This window comes from Xanthomonas citri pv. mangiferaeindicae (assembly GCA_002240395.1).
Lineage (GTDB): Bacteria > Pseudomonadota > Gammaproteobacteria > Xanthomonadales > Xanthomonadaceae > Luteimonas > Luteimonas citri_A.
Window position 1 is genome coordinate 1,141,816 of record CP016836.1, and the last position, 21,550, is coordinate 1,163,365.

Below are 21,550 nucleotides of genomic sequence, written 5' to 3' on the forward strand. Positions count from 1 at the left end.
CGCCGTCAGTCATTTGACGCATGGAGCTCACATCTCTATGTTACCGCGCTGACACGTCTTTCACGCACCGGGATCCGCCACGATGACGACACCCGTCCCGCCGCAGGCCGACGCCCACCACCAGCGCGTGCTTCATGAGAACCTGCAGGCGGCAGCGCGGAATACGGCGCAGGAAGGCAATGCGCGCGGGATCCGGCTGTATCCGGGCCGCTGGACGCGACGCGATTGGGCGCATGCCAGTCTATTCGCGACGCTCGGCGCACTGGTCGTCGCGTTAGTCCCCGGGTTCTCGCACGCGATGCGCGACGGTGACGACGACGGCCATCAGCTGGTCACGATGTCGTTGGCACTGCCGCCACTGACCGCGCAGCAGCGCAGTGCGCAGCAACAGCACGACAATTGGCAGTTGGTCACTGTTGCCCAGGGCCAGACGCTCGGCTCGATCTTCTCCGATCTCGACCTGCCGGCGGCGACGATGCACCGCATCCTCGAGCTGCCCGATGCCAAGGCCAAGCTCACGCGCATGCGCCCAGGCACTGAATTGGGCTTCGACATCGCCGCCGACGGCAGTCTTCAGAAGCTGCGTTATGACCGCAGCGAAACCGAGCGCGTCGAACTGACGCTCGCCGGCGACGCGGTCCAGGAACAGGTCATCGAGCGCCCGGTCGAGATCCGCAACGTCATCATCAGTGGCCAGGTCGGCCGCTCGCTGTTCCACTCGGCACGCCGGCTGGGCCTGTCGGGCGCGAACATCAACACGCTGACCGACGAAGTCTTCAAGTACGACATCGACTTCAACACCGACGTCACCCAGAACGATCGTTTCAGCGTGGTCGTCGAGCAGGTCTGGCGCGAGGGCGAGCTGATCCGCAGCGGCCCGGTGCAGGCGGCGGTGTTCACCGCCAAGGGCAAGCCGTTCTCGGCGTTCCGCTTCGAGCACGACGGCAAGGCCGAGTACTACAACGCCGAAGGCCGCCCGCTGAAGAAGAGCTTCATCCGCATGCCGATCCAGTACGCGCGGCTGAGCTCGCGCTTCGGCAGCCGACGCCATCCGGTGCTGGGCACGATGCGCATGCACAAGGGCGTGGACTACGCCGCCGCCACCGGCACCCCGATCATGGCCGCCGGCGATGCGCGCGTGCAGTTCAAGGGCACCCAGCGCGGCTACGGCAACGTCGTGATCCTCGACCACGGCCGCGGCCACACCACGCTCTATGCCCACATGTCGCGCTTCGGCAATGTCCGCCAGGGCCAGCGCGTCTCGCAGGGCACGGTGATCGGCTATGTCGGCTCGACCGGCCTGGCGACCGGTCCGCATCTGCACTACGAGTTCCGCGTCAACGGCCAGCACCGCAACCCGCTGCAGCACACGATGCCCGAGCCCGACCCGCTGAGCGGCACGGCGCTGGCGCAGTTCCGCCAGCAGACCGGCCCGGCGCTCGCCCGCATCCGCGAAGTCGAGGACATCATCTACGCCGACGTGCCGGCGCGCCCCGACCCCGAGCGCGCCGACCGCCAGGTCGCCAGCGCCGACGCAGGTCGCAGCACCCGCGGTTGATTCCACGCCCGGCTCCGGCCGGGCGTTTCGCATCATGCCCCAAACCCCTGCGCGCGCGCCCATGCCTGACCTGTTTCTCGGCCTGATCTCGGGCACCAGCGCCGACGGCATCGATGCGGCGATCGTCGGCTTTCAGAGCGATACCACAGGCCGACTGCAGGCCGACCTGCGCCTGGGCCGCACCTACCCCTGGCCCGATGACCTGCGCACGCAGCTGGTGGCGCTGGGCCAGCAGGCCGCGCCGCTGACCCTCGACGACCTGGGCGAGCTCGACAGCCGGATCGCCGAGGGCTTCGCGCAGGCGGCGAACCGGGTGCTGGCCGAGGCCGGGCTGACGGCTGCGGACATCGCGGCGATCGGCTCGCACGGCCAGACACTCCGCCATCGCCCACAGGGACGCCATGGCGACGGGCGGCACGGGTTCACGCTGCAGCTTGGCGATCCCTCGCGCATCGCCGAGCGCACCGGCATCCGCACCGTGGCCGATTTCCGCCGCCGCGATGTCGCCGCCGGCGGCCACGGCGCTCCGCTGCTGCCGGCACTGCACGCCGCGCTGCTGCACGCGCCCGGCGAGGACCGGGCGGTGCTCAACCTGGGCGGCATCGCCAATCTCACCCTGCTGCCGGCCGACGGCACTGCGGTGCGTGGCTTCGACACCGGTCCGGCCAACGGGCTGATGGACGCTTGGTGCCTCCGGCACACCGGCCAGCCGTTCGACCGCGGCGGCGCACTGGCGGCCGGCGGCCAGGTCGATCCGACCCTGCTGGCGCGGCTGCGTGCTGCGCCCTGGTTCGCGCTGCCACCGCCCAAGTCCTCGGGCCGCGACCAGTTCCATCTGGACTGGGTCGAGACCGCACTGACCGGCGCTGAGGCCCCGGCCGACGTGCAGGCGACGTTGCTGGCGCTGAGCGCGACGACGATCGCCGATGCACTGCGCGCCACCCAGCCGGGCACCACGCGCCTGATCGTGTGCGGCGGCGGCGTGCACAACCCCGCGCTGATGGCGGCGGTGGCCGATGCCCTGCCCGGCATCGCCGTGGTGTCGAGCGCGGCGCACGGGCTCGACCCCGATCACGTCGAGGCCATGGGCTTTGCGTGGCTGGGCCGGCAGACCGTGCTCGGCCTGCCGGGGAATCTGCCGTCGGTGACCGGCGCCGCCGGCCCCCGGGTGCTCGGCGGTATCTACCCGGCCTGAGCGGCCGGGTCAGCGCGTCAGGCAGGCCTGTCGGGCGAGGCGCCCAGCACCGCGAACGCGGCCTGCCGCTCGGCGTGCGTCAGGTCGATGCGCTCCAGCCCGGCATCGAGCAGCAGGGCCGGCCCGCCGGATGCCGGACGCAGCGCCAGCGCCTGGGTCTCGCCGTCCGGAGTATCGACCAGCAACGGTGCCTCACGCTTGCCGAAGCGGACGTTCTGCTTGCCTGCGGCGCGGCCGGGGAGCTTGCCGTAGGCGTAGGTGACGACCGTGCCGCCGAACGAGGACTGCGCCGTCTTGACTTCGACCGGCTCGGGAACCCAGCGCTGCGGCTGCTGCGCGGCGCGGTTGAGGCGGCCATTGCGCACCCAGGTGACGATCGCCACGACGCCCAGGCCGGCGAAGATCCCGAACAGCACCAGGAAGAACGCCACGCGGTTCCAGATGCGCTCAAGGCCAATGCTCAGCGCCGCCTTCGACGGGTCGTCGGCCGCAACCACCAGGCTGGCCGCATAGTCGCCGCGCGAGAACGACAGGAACATCAGCGAGATGTGCTTCTCGTAGTCGACGCCATCGACGCGATAGGCGACATCGGCCTCGCAATCGGTGAACACCGCCTTGCGCGTCGTGCAACGGCCATCGCGCAGGTCGTAGTCCTCGAGCTCGTGCGGATTGGCGCGGATCTGCATGTCCTGCAGCAGGCCGGGCGCCTGCCACCACGCGATCGCACCGGCGACCAGGAACATCAACAGGGCAAGCAGCGGGCCGCCGCCGACGCCAACGGCCTTGCGGGTGAAGCGCAGATCGCGCTGCGGCAGCAGCGCCTGGAGATTCGACATGAGGGTGTCCTGGGGGGAGCAGGGAAGGATCGAAATCCGCGCGGCCGCATGGCTCGCGCCGGCCGGCATACACGCACAGGCAGGCGGCGGGTACACCCGCGCGGGCGGCGCTATGTTGCCGCATTCATGAAAACGTTTCCAGCGCCCTTTGGACAGGCGGATTTCGGGAAGGCCTCGTCAGCCCACGCGCTGCCAGTCCACACCGCCGCCGGTCAGTCCGCCCGCCCCGGCAGCCACGGCAGCAGCCAGTGGTCGACCAGCAGGAACGCGAACAGCGCCATCAGGTACACCACCGAGTAATTGAACATCCGCATCGCGAAGAACTCGTCCGGCGGATCGAGCAGCCGCCAGGCGTACCAGAGGAACACCAGGCCGAGCACGACCGCCCCGCCCAGGTAGAACAGTCCGCTCATGCCGATCGCCACCGGCAGCAGTGTGACCACCACCAGCAGCACCGTGTAGATCAGGATCTGCCAGCGTGTGTAGGCCACGCCGTGGGTCACCGGCAGCATCGGCACCAGCGCGCGGGCGTAATCCTCGCGTCGGAAGATCGCCAGCGCCCAGAAGTGCGGCGGCGTCCACACGAACACGATCAGCACCAGCAGCAGCGCGTGCGCCCAGTCCCACTGTCCGGTCATGCCGGTCACCGCGGCCCAGCCCAGCAGCGGTGGTGCAGCGCCGGCGATGCCGCCGATCACGATGTTCTGCGGCGTCGCGCGCTTGAGCCAGCCGGTGTAAACGACCGCGTAGCCGATCAGCGAGGCGAAGGTCAACACCGCGGTCAGCGTGTTGACCAGCAGGATCAGGATCGCCATCGACAGCGCGCCGAGCACCAGCGCGAATGCCAGCACCTGCCCCGGCCGCAGCGCCCCAGTCGCCAGCGGGCGATGCGCGGTGCGCGCCATGACCTTGTCGATGCGCTGGTCGATCAGGTGGTTGATCGCCGCCGCCGAGGCGGCCGCCAGCCAGATGCCGAGCAGGCCGAACACGCTCTCACGCGCCGGCGGCAGGCCCGGGACGGCAAGAAACATGCCCACCAGGGCAGTGAACACGATCAGCGCGACCACCCGCGGCTTGGTCAGCGTCCAGTACTCGCGTGCCTTGCTGCCGGCCATGTCAGTCGGGCCGCCGCAGCCGCGCCAGCAACGAGACCAGCACGAACAGCAGCAGCGCGGCGCCGCCGTTGTGCAGCACCGCGACCCACAGCGGCAGCGCGAGCTTGACGTTGAGGATGCCCAGCAGCACTTGCGCCAGCGTCAGCGCGCCCAGCGCCGCTGCCCAGCCGCGCAGGCCGGGCGTGCGCGACAGGCGCACGACGAAGGCGAGCAGCGTGAAGAACACCACCACCGCCATCGCGCGGTGCGCCAGTTGGATCGCGATGCGTGCCGCGCCGTCGAGCACGCCCCCCTCGTAGTCGACGCCGACCCCGCGCCACAGCACGAAGCCTTCGCCAAAATCGCCCCGCGGCCACCACTGGCCGACGCACTTGGGGAAATCGCCGTAGTGGTGGACCGCGGTCGTCCAGCCGCCGGCGCCGCAGGCCAGCGCCGCATAGTTGGCGCTGACCCAGCCGCCGAGCGCGATCTGCACGCCGACCACCGCGATCGCCACGAGCGTCCAGCGCCGCAATGTGTGCGCCTGCGCCAGCACGATCGGCTGCATCGTCGCCCGCCAGGCCATCCACAGCAGCAGCGAGAACGTCAGCATGCCGCCAAGCAGGTGGCCCATGACGATCACCGGCTTGAGCAGCAAGGTCACCGTCCACTTGCCCAGCAGCGCCTGGAAAATCACCACCGCCAGCGTCAGCACCGCCGCGCGCGCCAGGTCGATGTTCGACCAGCGCAGCGCCGCGAACAGCAGCAGTGCCTCGCCGAGCCCGGCGACCGCCAGCGCGGCCATCGTCTCGCCGCGCATGTACAGCGGGATCGCCAGCGCGACCAACAGCGCCGCGCCGATCACCTGCACCAGGCCCAGACGCCGACGACGCACCGCCAGCAACGCCAGGCCGAGCACGAACACGCCCAGCGTCGCCGCCAGGTGGCGGTGGACCTGCTCGCGCCAGGCCTTGTGGGTCTCGAACGGCCGGATCGCGCTCGCGGCGTGGTCGCTGACATCGGTGGCGGCCTGCGGCCAGGTCGCGCGCCCGTAGCAGGTCGGCCAATCCGGGCAGCTGAGCCCGGCATCGGACAGCCGCACGAATGCGCCGAACACGATCACGCACAGCGTCAGCGCCGCCGCGAACCAGGCGATGCGGTGGAAGTGGCGGTGGACGGCCGGGCGGTAGGGCGTGGCGTTCGAGGGCGGGCTGTGGGTCATCAGCGGAGTCTGAGCAGCTTGGCCATGTCCGCACGCAGATGGCCCGGATCGAAGCCGGGAGCGTAGCGCAGGATCACGAACCCGTTGGGGTCCACGACATAGGCCGGGACGCCATTGTCCGCTTCGCCGGCGCCGCCGTCGACGCGGGGCAATGTCGCACGCAGACCGGGGTCGGCTTGCAACTCGCGCCACGCCGTGTTGCGCACCGCACCTTCGGGCACCGGGCCCAGCCACAGGATATCGACGTGGTCGGCATTGCGACCGAACAGCTGCCACACCAGGTCGAGCTCGCGCGACAGCGCGACACAGGCTTCCCTGCAGTCCGCGGGCGGTGCGACCAGGATCCGCCAGCGGCGTTCCACCGGCTGCCAGGCGTAGGCGCTGCCATCGACCAGCCGCGGGGTGCGTGCGCGCAGATCGGCCGGCGGGTCTAGCAGTTCGCCGTGGTTCTGCATGCCGGCCGGCCGCCAGCCCGAGAAGCGCAGCGCGCCGGCGACGACCGCGCTGCCCAGAAACAGCACCACGATCAGCACCAGCAGCAGGCGGTTGCGGTCGCGCTGCGCGCGCGGGACGGACGATGTCATCGGCGGGACTTCCGGAAGGTGAGCACCAGGGCGGTGACCAGCACGGTCAACGCCAGGCCGAACCACTGGACGGCGTAGCCCAGGTGTTTCTCGGGCGGCAAGGTGTTGGGCAGGATCTCCAGATCGCGACCATAGCCGACCGGCAGCGCAGGATCGAGTCGCAGCACACGCGGCGACAGCGCCGGCAAGCCGGCGGACGAGGCGATCGCCTGGGCATCGAACCGGGTCATCAGCCAGGCTGGCCCCGCTCCGATCGCAGGCCCCAGCGCCAGCCCGGCCGACGGCGGCGGCGCGAGCAGGCCCTGCAGGTCCATCGACGGCCCGACCAGCCCGTCACCGGCCAGCACTTCGGTCGACGGCATCCGCGCCGTGCGGTCGGCGATCGGCACCCAACCCAGATCGACCAGCAGCGGCGGCGCGCCAGCGTCAGGGGCGAACAGGCGATAGACGCGCAAGCCAGGACGACCGTCATGAATCTGGTTGTCGAGCACGAACGCCGGCGTGTCGAGGAAGCGCCCGCGCCCGGCCGCCCAGTCATAGTCGCGCTGGCGATGCGGGTCCGCGGCCTGCGCCAACGGCACCGCCTGGCGTTCGGTCAAGGTCTGCTCGACGGCATCGAGCATCGCCCGCTTGTCGTGCATCCGGCCCAGCTGCCACTGACCGAGCCCGGCGAACGCCAGCGCCAACAGCACCGCCGCCGTCCATCCGACGATGCGTCCGCTACGCCGACTCACGCACCGCCGCCCGCGGACTGCAATAATCCGCTCATACCCCTGGTGCCACGGAGTCCGTGATGGTCATGAACGAGTCGCTCAAGCTGCTGCTGATCATCGGCTTCGTCCTGCTGATCCTGTGGAACCTCGGCGCCGGCCTGTACTACATGCTCAACGACAAGGGCCGCAGCAACCGGACCGTGAATGCCCTCACCCGCCGCATCGGACTGTCGGTGGCCCTGATCGCGCTGGTGCTGCTGGCGATCTGGATGGGGTGGATCAAGCCGCACGGCGTCTACGGCTGATACCGAGCGCGATCATCGGTCATTGCCGATGGCAGATGGGTGATCGGCCAACGGCGGACGGGCATGCCGCCCGCTCTCTCCGATCACGATTCGCCCATCTCCCTCGTCCGCGCCGTCCTCAGACGACGTAGACGAACAGGAACAGGATCAGCCACACCACGTCGACGAAGTGCCAATACCAGGCCACCGCCTCGAAGGCAAAGTGGTTCTCGCTGGTGAAGTGGCCACGGAAACAGCGCAGCCAGATCACGATCAGCATGATCGTACCGAGCGTGACGTGGGCCCCGTGGAAGCCGGTGAGCATGAAGAACGTCGAGCCGTAGATCCCCGAGCCCAGCGTCAGGTTGAGGTCGCGGTAGGCGTGGACGTATTCCTCGATCTGGAAGAACAGGAACACGCAGCCCAGCGCAATCGTCGCGCCCAGGAACACCAGCAACCGGGTGCGGTGCGCGGCGCGCAGCGCGTGGTGGGCGATCGTGATCGTGACGCCCGAAGCCAGCAGGATCAGCGTGTTGATCAACGGCAGGCCCCAGGCCGGGATGGTCTGGAACACCCCGCCCACGCCGCCCGGGCCGGCAGTCGGCCACGCCGCGCTGTAGCCGTCCCACAGCACCGAGTTGGTCATCGCACCCGAGCCCTCGCCGCCCAGCCACGGCAACGCCAGCGTGCGGGCGTAGAACAGCGCGCCGAAGAACGCGGCGAAGAACATGATCTCCGAGAAGATGAACCACACCATCCCCATCCGGAACGACACGTCGACCTGCTTGTTGTAGTAGCCCGACACCGACTCGAGCACGACGTCGGCGAACCACTTGAACAGGATCAGCGCCAGGCCGGCGATGCCGACGAAGAACGTCGTGCGGCCCCAGCTGGCCTCGTTGAACCAGCTGGCCAGGCCCAGCATCGTCACGAACAGCGCCACCGACGCAAACAGCGGCCACTTGCTGTCGTGCGGCACGAAGTAGACGTTGGGATCCTGGTGTTCGGTCTTCACGTGGGCCATGGCGGTATCCGGGTGGCGGCGCGGTATCGAAAAGTGGAGCGGAACGCTTACGGCGATGCAGCCAGACGCGCGTCGCGCGGCGGAGCAGCATTGGCGACCAGCCGCGAGGTCAGCACATCGTTCTTGAAGAACGTGTACGACAGCGTGACCGTGTTGACGTCCCGCGGCAGCGAGGGATCGATGATGAAGCGGACCGGCATGTCGCGGGTTTCGCCGGCCTGGAGCGTCTGTGCGGTGAAGCAGAAGCATTCGGTTTTCTGGAAGAAACCCGAGGCCCGCGCCGGTGCGACCGATGGCGTGGCGCTGCCGACGATCGGGTGCGTGCTGTCGTTGTGCGCGTAGTACGTGGTCTCGTACTGCTCGCCGACACGCACGCGCATGCGGGTCTGGTTGGGCCGGAACGACCAGGGCAGGTGCGAGTTGACGCTGGCGTCGAACTCCACCGTCACCCAGCGGTCTTCCACGCCCGCAGCCGACTGCGCGGGCGCTGCGACCGCGCTGTTCTCCAGGCGGATGCCGAACACCTTCTCGCAGGCGATACGGTAGAGCGGCACCAGCGAGAAGGTGAACGCGAACGCGGCGACCGAGACCGCCACCAGCTTGCCGATGCCCAGCGAACGGCGCGCGCTCATGCCAGCAACACGCCGCGCAGGATGAAGCCGGCATAGATGCACAGCGCGACCACCGCGATCGTCAGCGCCGTGCGCCGCGCGCGGCGGCGGCGGGCGGCCAAGTCATCGTGGGCATCGGGCGTGGGCATCGCGGCGCGCAGCTCCATGGCCTCAGTGGCTGATGTCGTCGTGCGCGAGGTCGCCGGGCTTGAGCACCGGCGGCTTGGCGAAGGTGTGGTGCGGCGCCGGCGACGGCACGGTCCACTCCAGGCCCTTGGCGCCTTCCCACGACCGCGCGGCCGCGGGTGCGCCGCGCAGCTTGGAGTGCAGCAGGATCGCGAACATCAGGAACGGCGTGGCGAACATGCCGAACGCGCCGATCGAGCTGATCAGGTTCCAGTCCGCGAACACGACGTTGTAGTCGGGGATGCGGCGCGGCATGCCGGCCAGGCCCAGGAAGTGCTGCGGGAAGAACAGCAGATTCACGAACACGATGGTCCACCAGAAGTGCACCTTCGCCCAGAACTCGCTGTACATCCGCCCGGTCCACTTCGGCCACCAGTAATAGGTCGCCGCGATGATCGAGAACAGCGCGCCGGTGACCAGCACGTAGTGGAAGTGCGCGACCACGAAATAGGTGTCGTGGTACTGGAAGTCGGCCGGCACGATCGCCAGCATCAGGCCCGAGAACCCGCCGATGGTGAACAGGATGACGAACGCGACCGCCCACAGCATCGGCGCCTCGAACGTCAGCGAGCCGCGCCACATCGTCGAGACCCAGTTGAACACCTTCACGCCGGTCGGGATCGAGATCAGCATCGTGGCAAACATGAAGTAGATCTCGCCGCCCAGCGGCATGCCCACGGTGAACATGTGGTGGGCCCAGACGATGAAGCTCAGGAACGCGATCGCGGCCGTGGCGTAGACCATCGCCTGGTAGCCGAACAGCGGCTTGCGGCTGAAGGTCGGGATGATCTCGCTGACGATGCCGAACGCCGGCAGGATCATGATGTAGACCTCGGGATGCCCGAAGAACCAGAAGATGTGCTGGTACATCACCGGGTCGCCGCCGCCGGCGGCGTTGAAGAACGAGGTCATGAAGAACTTGTCGGTCAGCAGCATCGTGACCGCGCCGGCGAGCACCGGCATCACCGCGATCAGCAGGAACGCGGTGATCAGCCAGGCCCAGCAGAAGATCGGCATCTTCAACAGATCCACGCCCGGCGCGCGCATGTTGAGGATCGTGGCGATGACGTTGATCGCGCCCATGATCGAGCTGATGCCCATCATGTGGATCGCGAAGATCGTCAGCGACACACTGTTGCCGCCCTGCAGCGACAGCGGCGGATAGAGCGTCCAGCCGCCGGCCGGGCCACCGCCGGGCATGAACAGCGTCATCAGCAGCAGCGTGAACGCGAACGGCAGGATCCAGAACGACCAGTTGTTCATGCGCGGCAGCGCCATGTCCGGCGCGCCGATCTGCAGCGGGATCATCCAGTTCGCCAGACCGACGAACGCGGGCATGACGCCACCGAAGATCATCACCAGCGCGTGCATGGTGGTCATCTGGTTGAAGAACACCGGGCTGACGTGCTGCAGGCCCGGCGAGGCAAGCTCGGTGCGGATGATCACGCTCATGCCCGCGCCGATGATGAACATCACAAAGGAGAACAGCAGGTACAGCGTGCCGATGTCCTTATGGTTAGTGGAGAAGAACCAGCGCTGGACGAAGCCCTGTCGATGGGCGTGATCGTCGTGGTGCGCGTCGGCAGTGGCGGTATGCGTCGTCGACATGGCATTGAACCTCGAGCGATCAGCCGGCCGCGGGTGCGGCGGGGGCGGAAGGGGTCTGCGCGGCGGCCGCGTCGACGGCCTCCGCATCGGCCTGGGCCGGCGCGGGCTCAGGATCGGCGGCGGGCGGCGCGTTGCGCGCCTTCTCGGCGGCCAGCCAGCTGTCGAACTCGGCGCGCGGCACTGCGCGCACGACGATCGGCATGAAGGCGTGGTCCTTGCCGCACAGTTCGGCGCACTGGCCGCGGTAGATGCCCGGCTCGAGGATCTCGGTCCAGGCCTCGTTGACGATGCCCGGGATCGCGTCCTGCTTCCAGCCCAGCGCCGGCACCCACCACGAATGGATCACGTCGTCGGCGGTGACCACGAAGCGGACCTTGGTGTCGGTCGGCAGCACCAGCGCATTGTCGACGTCGAGCAGGTAATGGCCGTGGGCATCGAGCTCGGCGCGCGTGGTGTCGCGGTTCTGCCGCAGCCGGTCGCTCTCGCGGTCCAGGCGGCTGGTGAGGGTCACGTCCTCGCCCATGTACTCGTACTTCCACATCCACTGCACGCCGGTGACCTTGACCGTCATCTCGGCATCGCGGGTGTCGTACATGGCGATGAGCTTGCGCGTGGCCGGCACCGCCATGATGACCAGCAGCACGATCGGCACCACCGTCCAGATGATCTCGGCGGTGGTGTTGTGGGTGAACTGCGCCGCGACTGCGCCGCGCGACTTGCGGAAACGGAACATCGCGACCGCCATCGCGCCGAACACCAGCACGCCGATGCCCACGCAGATCCACAGCGCGAGCATGTGGGCGTCGTAGGCGTGCTGGGACGAGGCGGTGACGCCGCGCCCCATGTTCAGCTGCCACGGCTTGGGATCGGCGGACTGCGCCAATGCACTTGCGGACAGCGCCATCGTGGCGAGCCCGCACATCCACAGCTTGAAACGACCGGCTTGCTTCACATCGAACCCCAATGCCTGAGCTGGCGTTGTCTGGCGGGAACGCGTCCGTCCTCGCCCGGCCCAAGGGGCACCGGAACGACTGCGCAGGAGCGGCGGCGTACTGCGATAACGAATGAATGTTAGCTGTCCGCGCTCTGCTGCGGCAACCTGTCGCAGTCTGCGCGCTTCAGCCGCGCCGCAGCGCCGTTCTCGCGGCCGCTTCATGCTGCGACGCAGCATTCGCGTCCCCCGACACCGATGCCGACGGGCCGCACCTCGCAGGGCACCAAGCGTCGCGACCTGCACGCCGTCGGCATCGCATTATTATGAATACGCAAGGGCGCCACCTCCCCCGCCCGCGGGGAGGTCGGCACGCGTAGCGGGCCGGGTGGGGGCATGGGCCGTCACGCAGCAGCGCCACCATCCCTGCCTTCCACCCGCGAAGGTGCAATGTCCCGTAAACGGAAGGGTGCGAAGCCCCCACCGCGCGCACTTACCTCCCCCCGCGCGCGGAAGGATCGCGCTACCGATTACACGCGGATAACTGCTCCTGTCACCTCCCCGCGCGCGCGGGGAGGATGCATACAGCCTGTTCCGGCGGCTTGGCGGCATCGTCACCTCCCCGCGCGCGCGGGGAGGATCGGTAACGTCGCGCCCGACGAGGCCGAACGCGCCCTCACCTCCCCCGCCCGCGGGGGAGGTCGATGCCGCAGGCATCGGGTGGGGGCTTGGGCTTGCCGAGAGCAGCGCCCCCTCCCCAGCCCTCCCCCGCGATGCGGGGGAAGGAGACAAGCGTGCGTGCTGCATCACCTCCTCCGCAGCGCGGGGAGGTCGATGCCGCAGGCATCGGGTGGGGGCTTGGGCTTGCCACGAGCAGCGCCCCCTCCCCAGCCCTCCCCCGCGATGCGCGGGAGGGAGACAAGCGTGCGTGCTGCATCACCTCCCCCGCCCGCGTGGGAGGTCGGTGCCGTAGGCATTGGGTGGGGCTTGGGCTTGCCACGAGCAGCGCCCCCTCCCCAGCCCTCCCCCGCGATGCGCGGGAGGGAGACAAGCGTGCGTGCTGCATCACCTCCCCCGCCCGCGTGGGAGGTCGGTGCCGTAGGCATTGGGTGGGGGCTTGGGCTTGCCACGAGCAGCGCCCCCTCCCCAGCCCTCCCCCGCGATGCGCGGGAGGGAGACAAGCGTGCGTGCTGCATCATCTCTTCCGCAGCGCGGGGAGGTCGATGCCGCAAGCATCGGTGGGGGCTTGGGCTTGCAGCGAGCAGCGCCCCCTCCCCAGCCCTCCCCGCGATGCGCGGGAGGGAGACAAGCGTGCGTGCTGCATCACCTCCCCCGCCCGCGTGGGAGGTCGGTGCCGTAGGCATTGGGTGGGGGCTTGGGCTTGCCACGAGCAGCGCCCCCTCCCCAGCCCTCCCCCGCGATGCGGGGGAGGGAGACAAGCGTGCGTGGCGCATCACCTCCCCCGCCCGCGGGGGAGGTCGATGCCGCAGGCATCGGGTGGGGGCACGGCCGCCCCGGACGTTTCCCAACCGCCATCGCACTCCGCCCCACCCGGCCTATCATGCGACGGGCGCGCGCCCTAGAATTCAGCTTCTGTTCCCGCCGGTGCGCCTCTTGAACGCCAGCCCGTCCCCCGCCTTCGCGGCGGTTCCTCTCCCGCCGCTGCGCGCGGCGATCACCGACGCCTGGACGCGCGATGAGACCCTGCATGTGCGCGAACTGCTCGCGCAGGCGCGGCAGCCGGACGCCGACCGTGCCGCGATCCAAGCCACCGCCGCCGACCTGGTCCGCCGGGTGCGCCTGCGCGCCCAGGACCGCGGCGCGATCGAAGCCTTCATGCAGCAGTACGACCTCGGCAGCGAGGAAGGCGTGCTGCTGATGTGCGTGGCCGAGGCACTGCTGCGCATTCCCGACCAGGACACCGCCGACAAGCTGATCCGCGACAAGCTCGGCGAAGCGGACTGGAAGAAGCACATGGGCCAGTCGGACTCGGTGCTGGTCAACGCCTCGACCTGGGGGCTGATGCTGACCGGCCGGCTGGTCGATCTGGCCGACGAGACCAAGCGCAACGTCCACGGCGCGTTCAAGCGACTGGTCGGGCGTGTCGGCGAGCCGGTGATCCGGCTGGCGGTGCGCCAGGCGATGCGGATCATGGGCCACCAGTTCGTCATGGGGCGCACCATCGGCGAAGCGCTGACGCGCTCGCGCAAGGGTGCCAACGCCGCCTACCGCTATTCGTTCGACATGCTCGGCGAGGCCGCACTGACCCAGCGCGATGCCGACCGTTATCTGAAGGCCTATCAGGACGCGATCGACGCGATCGGGAAGAGCCATGCCTCCAGCCATCGCCAAGGCGATGGCGCGGGCAGCGTCAGCGACGAGATCGCCGCGCCGTCGATCTCGGTCAAGCTCTCGGCCCTGCATCCGCGCTACGAGCACGCCAAACACGCGCGCGTGCTGGCCGAGCTGGCACCGCGGCTGGCTGAACTGGCCCAGCGCGCGAAGGGTTATCGCATCGGCCTGACCGTCGACGCGGAAGAAAGCGACCGCCTGGAGTTGTCGCTGGACGTCATCGAGGCCGCGCTGCGCACGCCGTCGCTGGCCGGCTGGGAAGGCTTTGGCATCGTCGTGCAGGCCTACCAGAAGCGCGCGCCGTTCGTGATCGATTGGATCGCCGCGCTCGCCCGCGATCTGGGCCGGCGCATCCCGGTGCGCCTGGTCAAGGGCGCGTACTGGGACAGCGAGGTCAAGCGCGCCCAGGTCGAGGGCCATCCGGGCTACCCGGTGTTCACACGCAAGCCCAACACCGACGTCAGCTACCAGGCCAATGCGCGCCGCCTGCTGTCGGCGACCGACGCGATCTACCCGATGTTCGCCACCCACAACGCGCAGACCATCGCCGCGGTGCACCGCTTGGCCGGCACGCTGCTGGGTCCGCGCACCGCCGGCACGCCGCACCGCTTCGAGTTCCAGAAGCTGCACGGCATGGGCGACGACCTCTACGCCGAGGTCATTCCAGCCGACCGCCTCGACGTGCCATGCCGAGTGTATGCACCGGTCGGCTCGCACGAGGACCTGCTGCCGTACCTGGTGCGCCGCCTGCTCGAGAACGGCGCCAACTCCAGCTTCGTCAACCGCATCAGCGATGAGGACGTCGCGATCGACGATCTGATCCGCGATCCGGTCGAGGTTGTCGCCGGTTTTGCGTCCATTCCCCACCCCCGCATTCCGCTGCCGGTCGACCTCTACCGCAGCCAGTCCTTCGACAGGAGCAACTCCATGGGCGTCAACCTCGCCAACGACGCGCAGCTCGCCACGCTCGCCGAGCAGATCCGCAGCGCGCCGACGACGTGGACGGCGACGCCGCTGGTGCCCGGCGCCACAGCGACGGGTGCCAAGACCGAGGTCACCAATCCCGCCGACCGCCGCGTACGCGTGGGCGAGTGGACCGCCGCCGACACCGCCACGGTCGAGCGCGCGCTGGCCAACGCGGTCGCCGCGCAACCGGGCTGGGATGCCACGCCGGTCGCCTCGCGCGCGGCGATCCTCGAGCATGCCGCCGACCTGCTCGAGCAGCGCATGCCGCAGTTCATCGCGCTGTGTACCCGCGAGGCCGGCAAGACGATCCCCGACGGCGTCGCCGAAGTCCGCGAAGCGGTCGACTTCCTGCGCTACTACGCCGGCCAGGCGCGCACGGCGTTCGTGCCCGAGGCGCTGCCCGGCCCGACCGGGGAGTCGAACGCGCTGCAGCTGTCGGGCCGCGGCGTGTTTGTGTGCATCAGCCCCTGGAACTTCCCGCTGGCGATCTTCGCCGGCCAGATCGCGGCGGCGCTTGCGGCCGGCAACAGCGTGATCGCCAAGCCCGCCGAACAGACCACGCTGGTCGGCTTCGAGGCGGTGAAGCTGCTGCACGAAGCCGGCATTCCGAAGGACGTGCTGCAGTACCTGCCCGGCGACGGCGCCACCGTCGGCGCGTCGCTGACCTCCGACCCGCGCGTGGCCGGCGTCGCCTTCACCGGCTCGACCGACACCGCACGCGCGATCAACCGCGCGCTGGCCGCGCGCGATGCCGCGATCGGCGTGCTGATCGCCGAGACCGGCGGCCAGAACGCGCTGATCGCCGACTCCTCGGCGCTGCCCGAGCAACTGGTCAAGGACGCGCTGGCCTCGGCGTTCACCTCTGCCGGCCAGCGCTGCTCGGCCGCGCGCGTGCTGTACGTGCAGGACGACATCGCCGACAAGGTGATCGGCATGATCGCCGGCGCCATGAAGGAACTGACCGTCGGCGACCCGGCGCTGCTGTCGACCGACGTCGGCCCGGTGATCGATCCCGACGCGAAGGCGCTGCTCGACGAGCACGCTGCGCGGATGCAGGGCGCGGCCAAGCCGATCGCCGAGGCCCGACTCGGATCCGGCACCGAGCACGGCACGTTCTTCGCCCCGCGCGCCTGGGAACTGCAGTCACTGTCGCAGCTCACGCGCGAGAACTTCGGCCCCGCACTGCACGTGATCCGCTGGAAGGGCGACCAGCTCGACGCGGTCGTCGACGCGATCAACGCCACCGGCTTCGGCCTGACGCTGGGCATCCACTCGCGCATCGATGAAACCGTGGAGCGGATCATCCAGCGCGCGAAGGTCGGCAACATCTACGTCAACCGCAACCAGATCGGCGCCGTCGTCGGCGTGCAGCCGTTCGGCGGCCAGGGCCAGTCCGGCACCGGCCCCAAGGCCGGCGGCCCGCACTACCTGCCGCGCTTCGCGACCGAGAAGACCGTCACCATCAACACCACCGCCGCCGGCGGCAACGCCTCCCTGCTGACGTTGGGTGAGTAGCCACGGCTTGCGCGGCATGCCGCGCGCGGCTGCGAACGCCCGCCATGCTTTGGCGGGCCAAGTGAGTGAACCGCTCATCATCGCCACCTCCCCCGCCCGCGGGGAGGTCGGCACGCGTAGCGGGCCGGGTGGGGGCACGGGCCGTCCACGCAGAAGCCCCCCATCCAACCTTCCACCCGTGAAGGGCGCAATGCCCCGCGATTCGGGCAAGGAGCAAAGCGGGCCACCGCGCACGCGTAACCTCCCCCACCCGCGGAGGAGGTCGGCACGCGCAGCGGGCCGAGTAGGGCACGGGCCGTTGCGCACAAGCGCCCCCCATCCCAACCTTCCCCCGCGATGCGGGGGAAGGAGCAAAGCGGGCACCGCGCACGCGTCACCTCCCCCGCTCGCGGGGAGGTCGGCACGCGTAGCGGGCCGGGTGGGGGCACGGGCCGTCGTGCAGAAGCGCCCCCATCCCAACCTTCCACCCGTAAAGGGCGCAATGCCCCGTAAACGGGGGAAGGAGCAAAGCAGCACAGCGCACGCGCCACCTTCCCCACCACGGAACGCACCAGGCATCCTCACCGCGCGAGGTCGTCGGCCCCTTCCGTCGGCGCAGTCGGCAGCACGGTCCGCAGCCCGCGGGCCTGCAACCGCGCGAGCACCCCGGCGACCATCTCGACGTTGCGGCCGTGGCGCGCGCCCTCGTGCAGCAACACGATCGCGCCCGGCGCCAGATCCGCGTCGATGCGCGCGACGACCTTCGCTGCGTCGCTCTCTACCGCGTCGAAGCCGCGCGCGCTCCAGCCCACGCGCGCCAGGCCGGCGTCGCGCAATGGCGCGTGCACAAACGGATTGCTGTGGCCGACCACCGACCGAAACCACACCGGCGCCCGCCCGGCGATCGTCGTCAACGTGCGCTGGCAATCCGCGATTTCGCGGCGCATCTGCCTCGGCCCGAGTGCCCAGAACATGGCCTGCGGATGCCGATGGCTGTGGTTGCCGATGTCGTGCCCACGCGCGACGATCTCGCGCACCAACGCCGGACGCGCGGCCGCGCGTTCGCCCACGAGGAAGAACGTCGCCCGCGCCGCGTGCGCATCGAGCAGGTCGAGCAGCGGCCGGGTGTCGTCCGATGGGCCATCGTCGATGGTCAGCCAGACCCCGGTCTCGCCCTCGGGCAGGCGCCGAAGTACCGGCCCGTACAGCCGCGAGCCGGGCGCCAGCACGCCCCACAGGCACAGCGCATGGCTGGCCAGCAGCAGCGGCAACCCGACCTGCCAGCCCCATTGCCACCATACCCACGCGATCACGGCCTGGGAGGCGAGCACCAGCGGCAGCCACAGGTGCGGGCAACGGGGCGGACGATGCGGCGACATGGCGCGCATCATGCCATCGTGGCCGCCGCGCACCGCAGCATTCCGTCAGCGCGACCACCGGTCGCGGGCTTGCGTGGGCGGCCCCGCGCTACCATGTCGGTCTTCCCGCCTGTTCCAGGATGTTCTGCCATGTCCCTCGATCCCGCCCTCCGCACCCGCATCGAGACCCTGCTGCAGGGCAACCGCGCCGTGCTGTTCATGAAGGGCTCGCCGATGGCGCCGCAGTGCGGCTTCTCGGCCAAGGCCGTGTCCGCGCTCGACGCGGTCGGCGTCGACTACGCCCATGTCAACGTGCTGGAAGACGGCGAGATCCGCGAAGGCATCAAGGTCTACGGCGAATGGCCGACGATCCCGCAGCTTTACGTCGACGGCGAACTGGTCGGCGGCAGCGACATCATCGAGCAGATGGCCGGCAGCGGCGAACTGCACGGGCTGTTCGGCGTCGAGGCCCCCGACCGCACACCGCCGACGATCGCGATCACGCTGCCCGCGCGCGAGATGATCACCAAGGCACTGGCCGATGCCGGCGGCGACTACGCGCTGCAGATCGACATCGACCGCAATTTCCGCGCCCGCCTGCAGCTGGCGCCGCGCAACCCGTCGGCGATCGTCAGCGACGTCGCCGGCCTGCTGGTGCAGTTCGACCTGGCCAGCGCGCGCCGCGCCGAAGGCCTGACGATCGATTTCGCCGACGACATCCGCGGCCGCGGCCTGGTCATCGACAACCCGAACGCGCCCAAGACGGTCCAGGAGATCGCGCCGACCGAAGCCGACGACCGGATCGCCGCCGGCAAGCTCACGCTGGTCGATGTCCGGCCGCCGGAAGAGCGCGCCACGGCCTCGGTCTCGCGCCCGTTCGAAGTGCTCGACGGCGACGGCATCCAGCGACTGCAGGCGCTGCCCAAGGACACCCCGCTGGCCTTCCTGTGCCACCACGGCGGCCGCAGCCTCCAGGCCGCCGAGCACTTCCGCAACCAGGGCTTCACCCACGTCTACAACGTCACCGGCGGCATCGATGCCTGGAGCGACAGCGTCGACGGCGGCGTGCCGAAGTACTGATCCTGCGGCACCGCGCGCGCAGCCCTCCTCCGCATCGCGGGGGGAGGTGGCGCGCATCGCGCCGGGTGGGGGCATGGGCCTGTCGCGCAGAAGCGCCCCCATCCCAACCTTCCACCCATGAAGGGCGCAATGCCCCGCGTTGCGGGGGAAGGAGCCGAGCACACCGCGCGAGCTGGTACCTCCTCCGCATGGCGGGAGAAGGAGCCAAGCGCAGCGCACGGGCAGCACCTCCTCCGCATCGCAGGGGAAGCAGCCAGCGCACCGCGCGAGCTGGTACCTCCTCCGCATCGCGGGGGAGGTCGGCGCGCATCGTGCGCCGGGTGGGGGCATGGGCTGTCGCGCACAAGCGCCCCCCATCCCAGCCTTCCCCCGCAAGGCGGGGGAAGGAGCCGAGCGCACCCCGTGAGCTGGTGCCTCCTCCGCATGGCGGGAGAAGGCGCCAAGCGCAGCGCAGGCAGTACCTCCTCCGCATCGCGGGGGAGGTCGGCGCGCATCGCGCGCCGGGTGGGGGCATGGGCCTGTCGCGCAGAAGCGCCCCCATCCCAACCTTCCCCCGCATCGCGGGGGAAGGAGCAGGACGCATCGCGCGGGCAGTACCTCCTCCGCATCGCGGGGGAGGTCGGCGCGCATCGCGCGCCGGGTGGGGGGCATGGGCTGTCGCGCACAAGCGCCCCCATCCCGATCTTCTCCCGCGTTGCGGGGGAAGGAGCCAAACACACCGGAGAGCTGGTGCCTCCTCCGCATGGCGGGGGAAGGAGTCAAAGCTGGCATCTCTCCCACGTTGCAGGGGAAGGCGCAAGTCGCATCGCGTGGGGCGCGCACTCAAGTTCGCCGCCGCGCGGCCGATATCGCTTGCGATCAGTCGCAGTCCGCCACGCCCCCGGTGCGTGACGACCCCGGTTGCCTTTCGATGACGTGGCCTCCATGCGGAAACCGTCCAATCCGTCCGATTCCCTCGTGCGTCCGACCGGCGCGCGCGGGCGTGAGGGCGCGATCGGGTCGGAGGCGCTGGTGGCGCTGTTCGCCCAGGCCCACGAGCCGCATGCGCTGCTGATCGCCTTCGCCGACGGCGTCGCCGGGCTCCACGACGAACTCGGCAGCCTCGGACAGTACCTGCAATCGGCCTGCGCCAATGGCGACTGGCCAGCCTATGGCCGCGCGATGCGGCAGCTGATCGACAAGTACATCCGCTTCGTCGATCTGGACACGCCTGCGCTGTCGGCCACCGACCCGTCGGTCCGCCTGCGCGACCTGCTGCGCCAGACGCTCGGGATCGCCCTCGCGGCGCTGCTGCGCAATGAACCGGCGCTGTCGGAAGAAGCACTCGCGCTGGCCAAGGCCTTCCGCGCCACCGAAGCCGGCGCAGCCGATCTCGACCGCCTGTCGCTGCGGCTCACCGACCTGTGCCGCCGCATCGACGTGCACGCCGAAGCCGCCGAGGAACAGGTCGCGCTACTGATCGGCCTGTTCGATCTGTTGCTCGAGAACATCGGCGAACTGCTCGACGAGAAGAGCTGGCTGCATGGCCAGCTGGCGCAGATCCGCGGCCTGCTCGCCGGGCCGCTGGATCGCGGCGCGATCGAGGAGGCGCGCGCGGAACTGCGCGAGGTGATCTATCGGCAGGGCGTGCTCAAACAGGGCATCGAGGCGTCCAAGGTCGCGATGAAGACGATGATGTCGACCTTCGTCGAGCGCCTGGACGGCATGGCGATGCATACCGGCGAGTACCAGGACCGGCTGGCCGGGCACGCGCAACGGATCCGCGAGGCGCGCAGCATCGCTGGCCTCAACACGGTGCTCGACCAGGTGCTCGACGACACCGGCCGGATCCAGGCGCAGGCGCTGCGCGCACGCGACGACCTGATCGCCGCGCGGCGGGAGGTCGAGCAAAGTGAAAGACGCATCCACCAGTTGGAGCAGAAGCTGCGCGACGCCGCCGGCCTGGCGCGCGAGGACGAGCTCACCTCCTGCCTGAACCGGCGCGGCTTCGATGAGGCGTTCGAGCGCGAGGCGCTGCGCGCACGCGAAGACCGGCCGCTGTGCATGGCGCTGGTGGACCTGGACGACTTCCGACGCCTCAACGCCACCCACGGGCATCTCGGTGGCGACGCCGCGCTGCGCCACTTCGTCGATGTCGCCCGCCTCACCCTGCGCGACAGCGACGTGCTCGGCCGCTTCGGCGGCGAAGAGTTCGTGATCCTGATGCCGGCCACGACACTCGCCCACGCCCTCGCCGCACTCGCGCGCCTGCGTACCGTGCTCGCGCACCGGCCGGTCGTCCACGACGAGACCCGCATCGTGATCACCTTCAGCGCCGGCGTCGCCCTGCGCCGCCCGGGCGAAACGCTGGAGTCGCTGCTCAAGCGCGCCGATCTGGCGATGTACAGCGCCAAGCGCGCCGGCAAGGACCGCGCGATGGCCGCGCAGGTCTGAGCCACGCCCGCCGCGGCGGGC

At 69.9% G+C, this 21,550-nt stretch carries 16 protein-coding genes; 6 read left to right on the forward strand and 10 right to left on the reverse strand.

Annotated features, from left to right (window positions below; genetic code table 11):
- The first annotated feature begins 82 nt into the window (after window positions 1-82).
- Together BEN78_04840 and BEN78_04845 are read left to right on the forward strand one after the other, a co-directional pair.
- On the forward strand, window positions 83-1,558 hold the full coding sequence (locus BEN78_04840) for a hypothetical protein (GenBank protein ASR42809.1): 1,476 nt from the start codon (window positions 83-85) through the stop codon (window positions 1,556-1,558).
- Window positions 1,559-1,592: 34 nt separating this feature from the next.
- Window positions 1,593-2,753, forward strand: a complete 1,161-nt coding sequence (locus BEN78_04845; protein ASR42810.1) for an anhydro-N-acetylmuramic acid kinase — start codon at window positions 1,593-1,595, stop codon at window positions 2,751-2,753.
- A 17-nt stretch (window positions 2,754-2,770) separates the two neighbouring features.
- Here the strand turns inward: BEN78_04845 and BEN78_04850 are convergent, their stop codons facing one another.
- The 5 genes from BEN78_04850 to BEN78_04870 all read right to left on the reverse strand — a co-directional run bounded on the left by BEN78_04850 (window position 2,771) and on the right by BEN78_04870 (window position 7,223).
- The gene (locus BEN78_04850) at window positions 2,771-3,589 is read right to left on the reverse strand and encodes a hypothetical protein (protein ASR42811.1); all 819 of its coding nucleotides are present in this window, start codon (window positions 3,587-3,589) and stop codon (window positions 2,771-2,773) included.
- Between the two features lie 212 nt (window positions 3,590-3,801).
- The gene (locus BEN78_04855; protein ASR42812.1) at window positions 3,802-4,704 is read right to left on the reverse strand and encodes a protoheme IX farnesyltransferase; all 903 of its coding nucleotides are present in this window, start codon (window positions 4,702-4,704) and stop codon (window positions 3,802-3,804) included.
- A 1-nt stretch (window position 4,705) separates the two neighbouring features.
- Window positions 4,706-5,905, reverse strand: a complete 1,200-nt coding sequence (locus BEN78_04860) for a cytochrome oxidase assembly protein (GenBank protein ASR42813.1) — start codon at window positions 5,903-5,905, stop codon at window positions 4,706-4,708.
- Window positions 5,905-6,489, reverse strand: a complete 585-nt coding sequence (locus BEN78_04865) for a hypothetical protein (protein ASR42814.1) — start codon at window positions 6,487-6,489, stop codon at window positions 5,905-5,907. The genes BEN78_04860 and BEN78_04865 overlap by 1 nt, the downstream gene beginning before the upstream one ends.
- Window positions 6,486-7,223, reverse strand: a complete 738-nt coding sequence (locus tag BEN78_04870; GenBank protein ID ASR42815.1) for a hypothetical protein — start codon at window positions 7,221-7,223, stop codon at window positions 6,486-6,488. The genes BEN78_04865 and BEN78_04870 overlap by 4 nt, the downstream gene beginning before the upstream one ends.
- Before the next feature lie 65 nt (window positions 7,224-7,288).
- On the opposite strand from BEN78_04870, the gene BEN78_04875 reads away from it, so the two are divergent.
- Complete coding sequence (locus BEN78_04875) at window positions 7,289-7,507, forward strand: hypothetical protein (protein ID ASR44921.1); 219 nt, start codon at window positions 7,289-7,291, stop codon at window positions 7,505-7,507.
- Window positions 7,508-7,625: 118 nt separating this feature from the next.
- Here the strand turns inward: BEN78_04875 and BEN78_04880 are convergent, their stop codons facing one another.
- The 4 genes from BEN78_04880 to BEN78_04895 all read right to left on the reverse strand — a co-directional run bounded on the left by BEN78_04880 (window position 7,626) and on the right by BEN78_04895 (window position 11,837).
- Complete coding sequence (locus tag BEN78_04880; GenBank protein ASR42816.1) at window positions 7,626-8,510, reverse strand: MFS transporter; 885 nt, start codon at window positions 8,508-8,510, stop codon at window positions 7,626-7,628.
- Between the two features lie 47 nt (window positions 8,511-8,557).
- Entirely contained in the window at window positions 8,558-9,142 is a 585-nt protein-coding gene (locus BEN78_04885; GenBank protein ID ASR42817.1) for a cytochrome c oxidase assembly protein, read from the reverse strand.
- A 150-nt stretch (window positions 9,143-9,292) separates the two neighbouring features.
- Window positions 9,293-10,915 carry a cytochrome c oxidase subunit I gene (locus BEN78_04890; protein ID ASR42818.1) on the reverse strand — a complete coding sequence of 541 codons (1,623 nt, stop codon included), beginning with the start codon at window positions 10,913-10,915 and terminating at the stop codon, window positions 9,293-9,295.
- A gap of 19 nt (window positions 10,916-10,934) precedes the next feature.
- Window positions 10,935-11,837, reverse strand: a complete 903-nt coding sequence (locus BEN78_04895) for a cytochrome c oxidase subunit II (protein ID ASR44922.1) — start codon at window positions 11,835-11,837, stop codon at window positions 10,935-10,937.
- 1,614 nt (window positions 11,838-13,451) lie between these two features.
- Here BEN78_04895 and BEN78_04900 point away from each other — a divergent pair.
- Window positions 13,452-16,679: a bifunctional proline dehydrogenase/L-glutamate gamma-semialdehyde dehydrogenase gene (locus BEN78_04900; protein ID ASR42819.1), complete on the forward strand. Its 3,228-nt coding sequence runs from the start codon at window positions 13,452-13,454 to the stop codon at window positions 16,677-16,679.
- 560 nt (window positions 16,680-17,239) lie between these two features.
- Here BEN78_04900 and BEN78_04905 read toward each other — a convergent pair.
- Window positions 17,240-18,049, reverse strand: coding sequence for an acetyl xylan esterase (locus BEN78_04905; GenBank protein ID ASR44923.1), 810 nt, complete (start codon window positions 18,047-18,049; stop codon window positions 17,240-17,242).
- A 117-nt stretch (window positions 18,050-18,166) separates the two neighbouring features.
- Here BEN78_04905 and BEN78_04910 point away from each other — a divergent pair, with 117 nt between their 5' ends.
- Together BEN78_04910 and BEN78_04915 are read left to right on the forward strand one after the other, a co-directional pair.
- Window positions 18,167-19,096, forward strand: a complete 930-nt coding sequence (locus tag BEN78_04910; GenBank protein ASR42820.1) for a monothiol glutaredoxin, Grx4 family — start codon at window positions 18,167-18,169, stop codon at window positions 19,094-19,096.
- Window positions 19,097-20,053: 957 nt separating this feature from the next.
- Window positions 20,054-21,529 carry a diguanylate cyclase gene (locus BEN78_04915; protein ASR42821.1) on the forward strand — a complete coding sequence of 492 codons (1,476 nt, stop codon included), beginning with the start codon at window positions 20,054-20,056 and terminating at the stop codon, window positions 21,527-21,529.
- Window positions 21,530-21,550: the final 21 nt, after the last annotated feature.

Coding starts and splice junctions, on each gene's coding strand:
- BEN78_04840 (ASR42809.1), top strand. CDS start 83: ATGACGACACCCGTCCCGCCGCAGGCCGACGCCCACCACCAGCGCGTG.
- BEN78_04845 (ASR42810.1), top strand. CDS start 1,593: ATGCCCCAAACCCCTGCGCGCGCGCCCATGCCTGACCTGTTTCTCGGC.
- BEN78_04850 (ASR42811.1), bottom strand. CDS start 3,589: ATGTCGAATCTCCAGGCGCTGCTGCCGCAGCGCGATCTGCGCTTCACC.
- BEN78_04855 (ASR42812.1), bottom strand. CDS start 4,704: ATGGCCGGCAGCAAGGCACGCGAGTACTGGACGCTGACCAAGCCGCGG.
- BEN78_04860 (ASR42813.1), bottom strand. CDS start 5,905: ATGACCCACAGCCCGCCCTCGAACGCCACGCCCTACCGCCCGGCCGTC.
- BEN78_04865 (ASR42814.1), bottom strand. CDS start 6,489: ATGACATCGTCCGTCCCGCGCGCGCAGCGCGACCGCAACCGCCTGCTG.
- BEN78_04875 (ASR44921.1), top strand. CDS start 7,289: ATGAACGAGTCGCTCAAGCTGCTGCTGATCATCGGCTTCGTCCTGCTG.
- BEN78_04880 (ASR42816.1), bottom strand. CDS start 8,510: ATGGCCCACGTGAAGACCGAACACCAGGATCCCAACGTCTACTTCGTG.
- BEN78_04885 (ASR42817.1), bottom strand. CDS start 9,142: ATGAGCGCGCGCCGTTCGCTGGGCATCGGCAAGCTGGTGGCGGTCTCG.
- BEN78_04890 (ASR42818.1), bottom strand. CDS start 10,915: ATGTCGACGACGCATACCGCCACTGCCGACGCGCACCACGACGATCAC.
- BEN78_04895 (ASR44922.1), bottom strand. CDS start 11,837: ATGTGCGGGCTCGCCACGATGGCGCTGTCCGCAAGTGCATTGGCGCAG.
- BEN78_04905 (ASR44923.1), bottom strand. CDS start 18,049: ATGATGCGCGCCATGTCGCCGCATCGTCCGCCCCGTTGCCCGCACCTG.
- BEN78_04910 (ASR42820.1), top strand. CDS start 18,167: ATGTCCCTCGATCCCGCCCTCCGCACCCGCATCGAGACCCTGCTGCAG.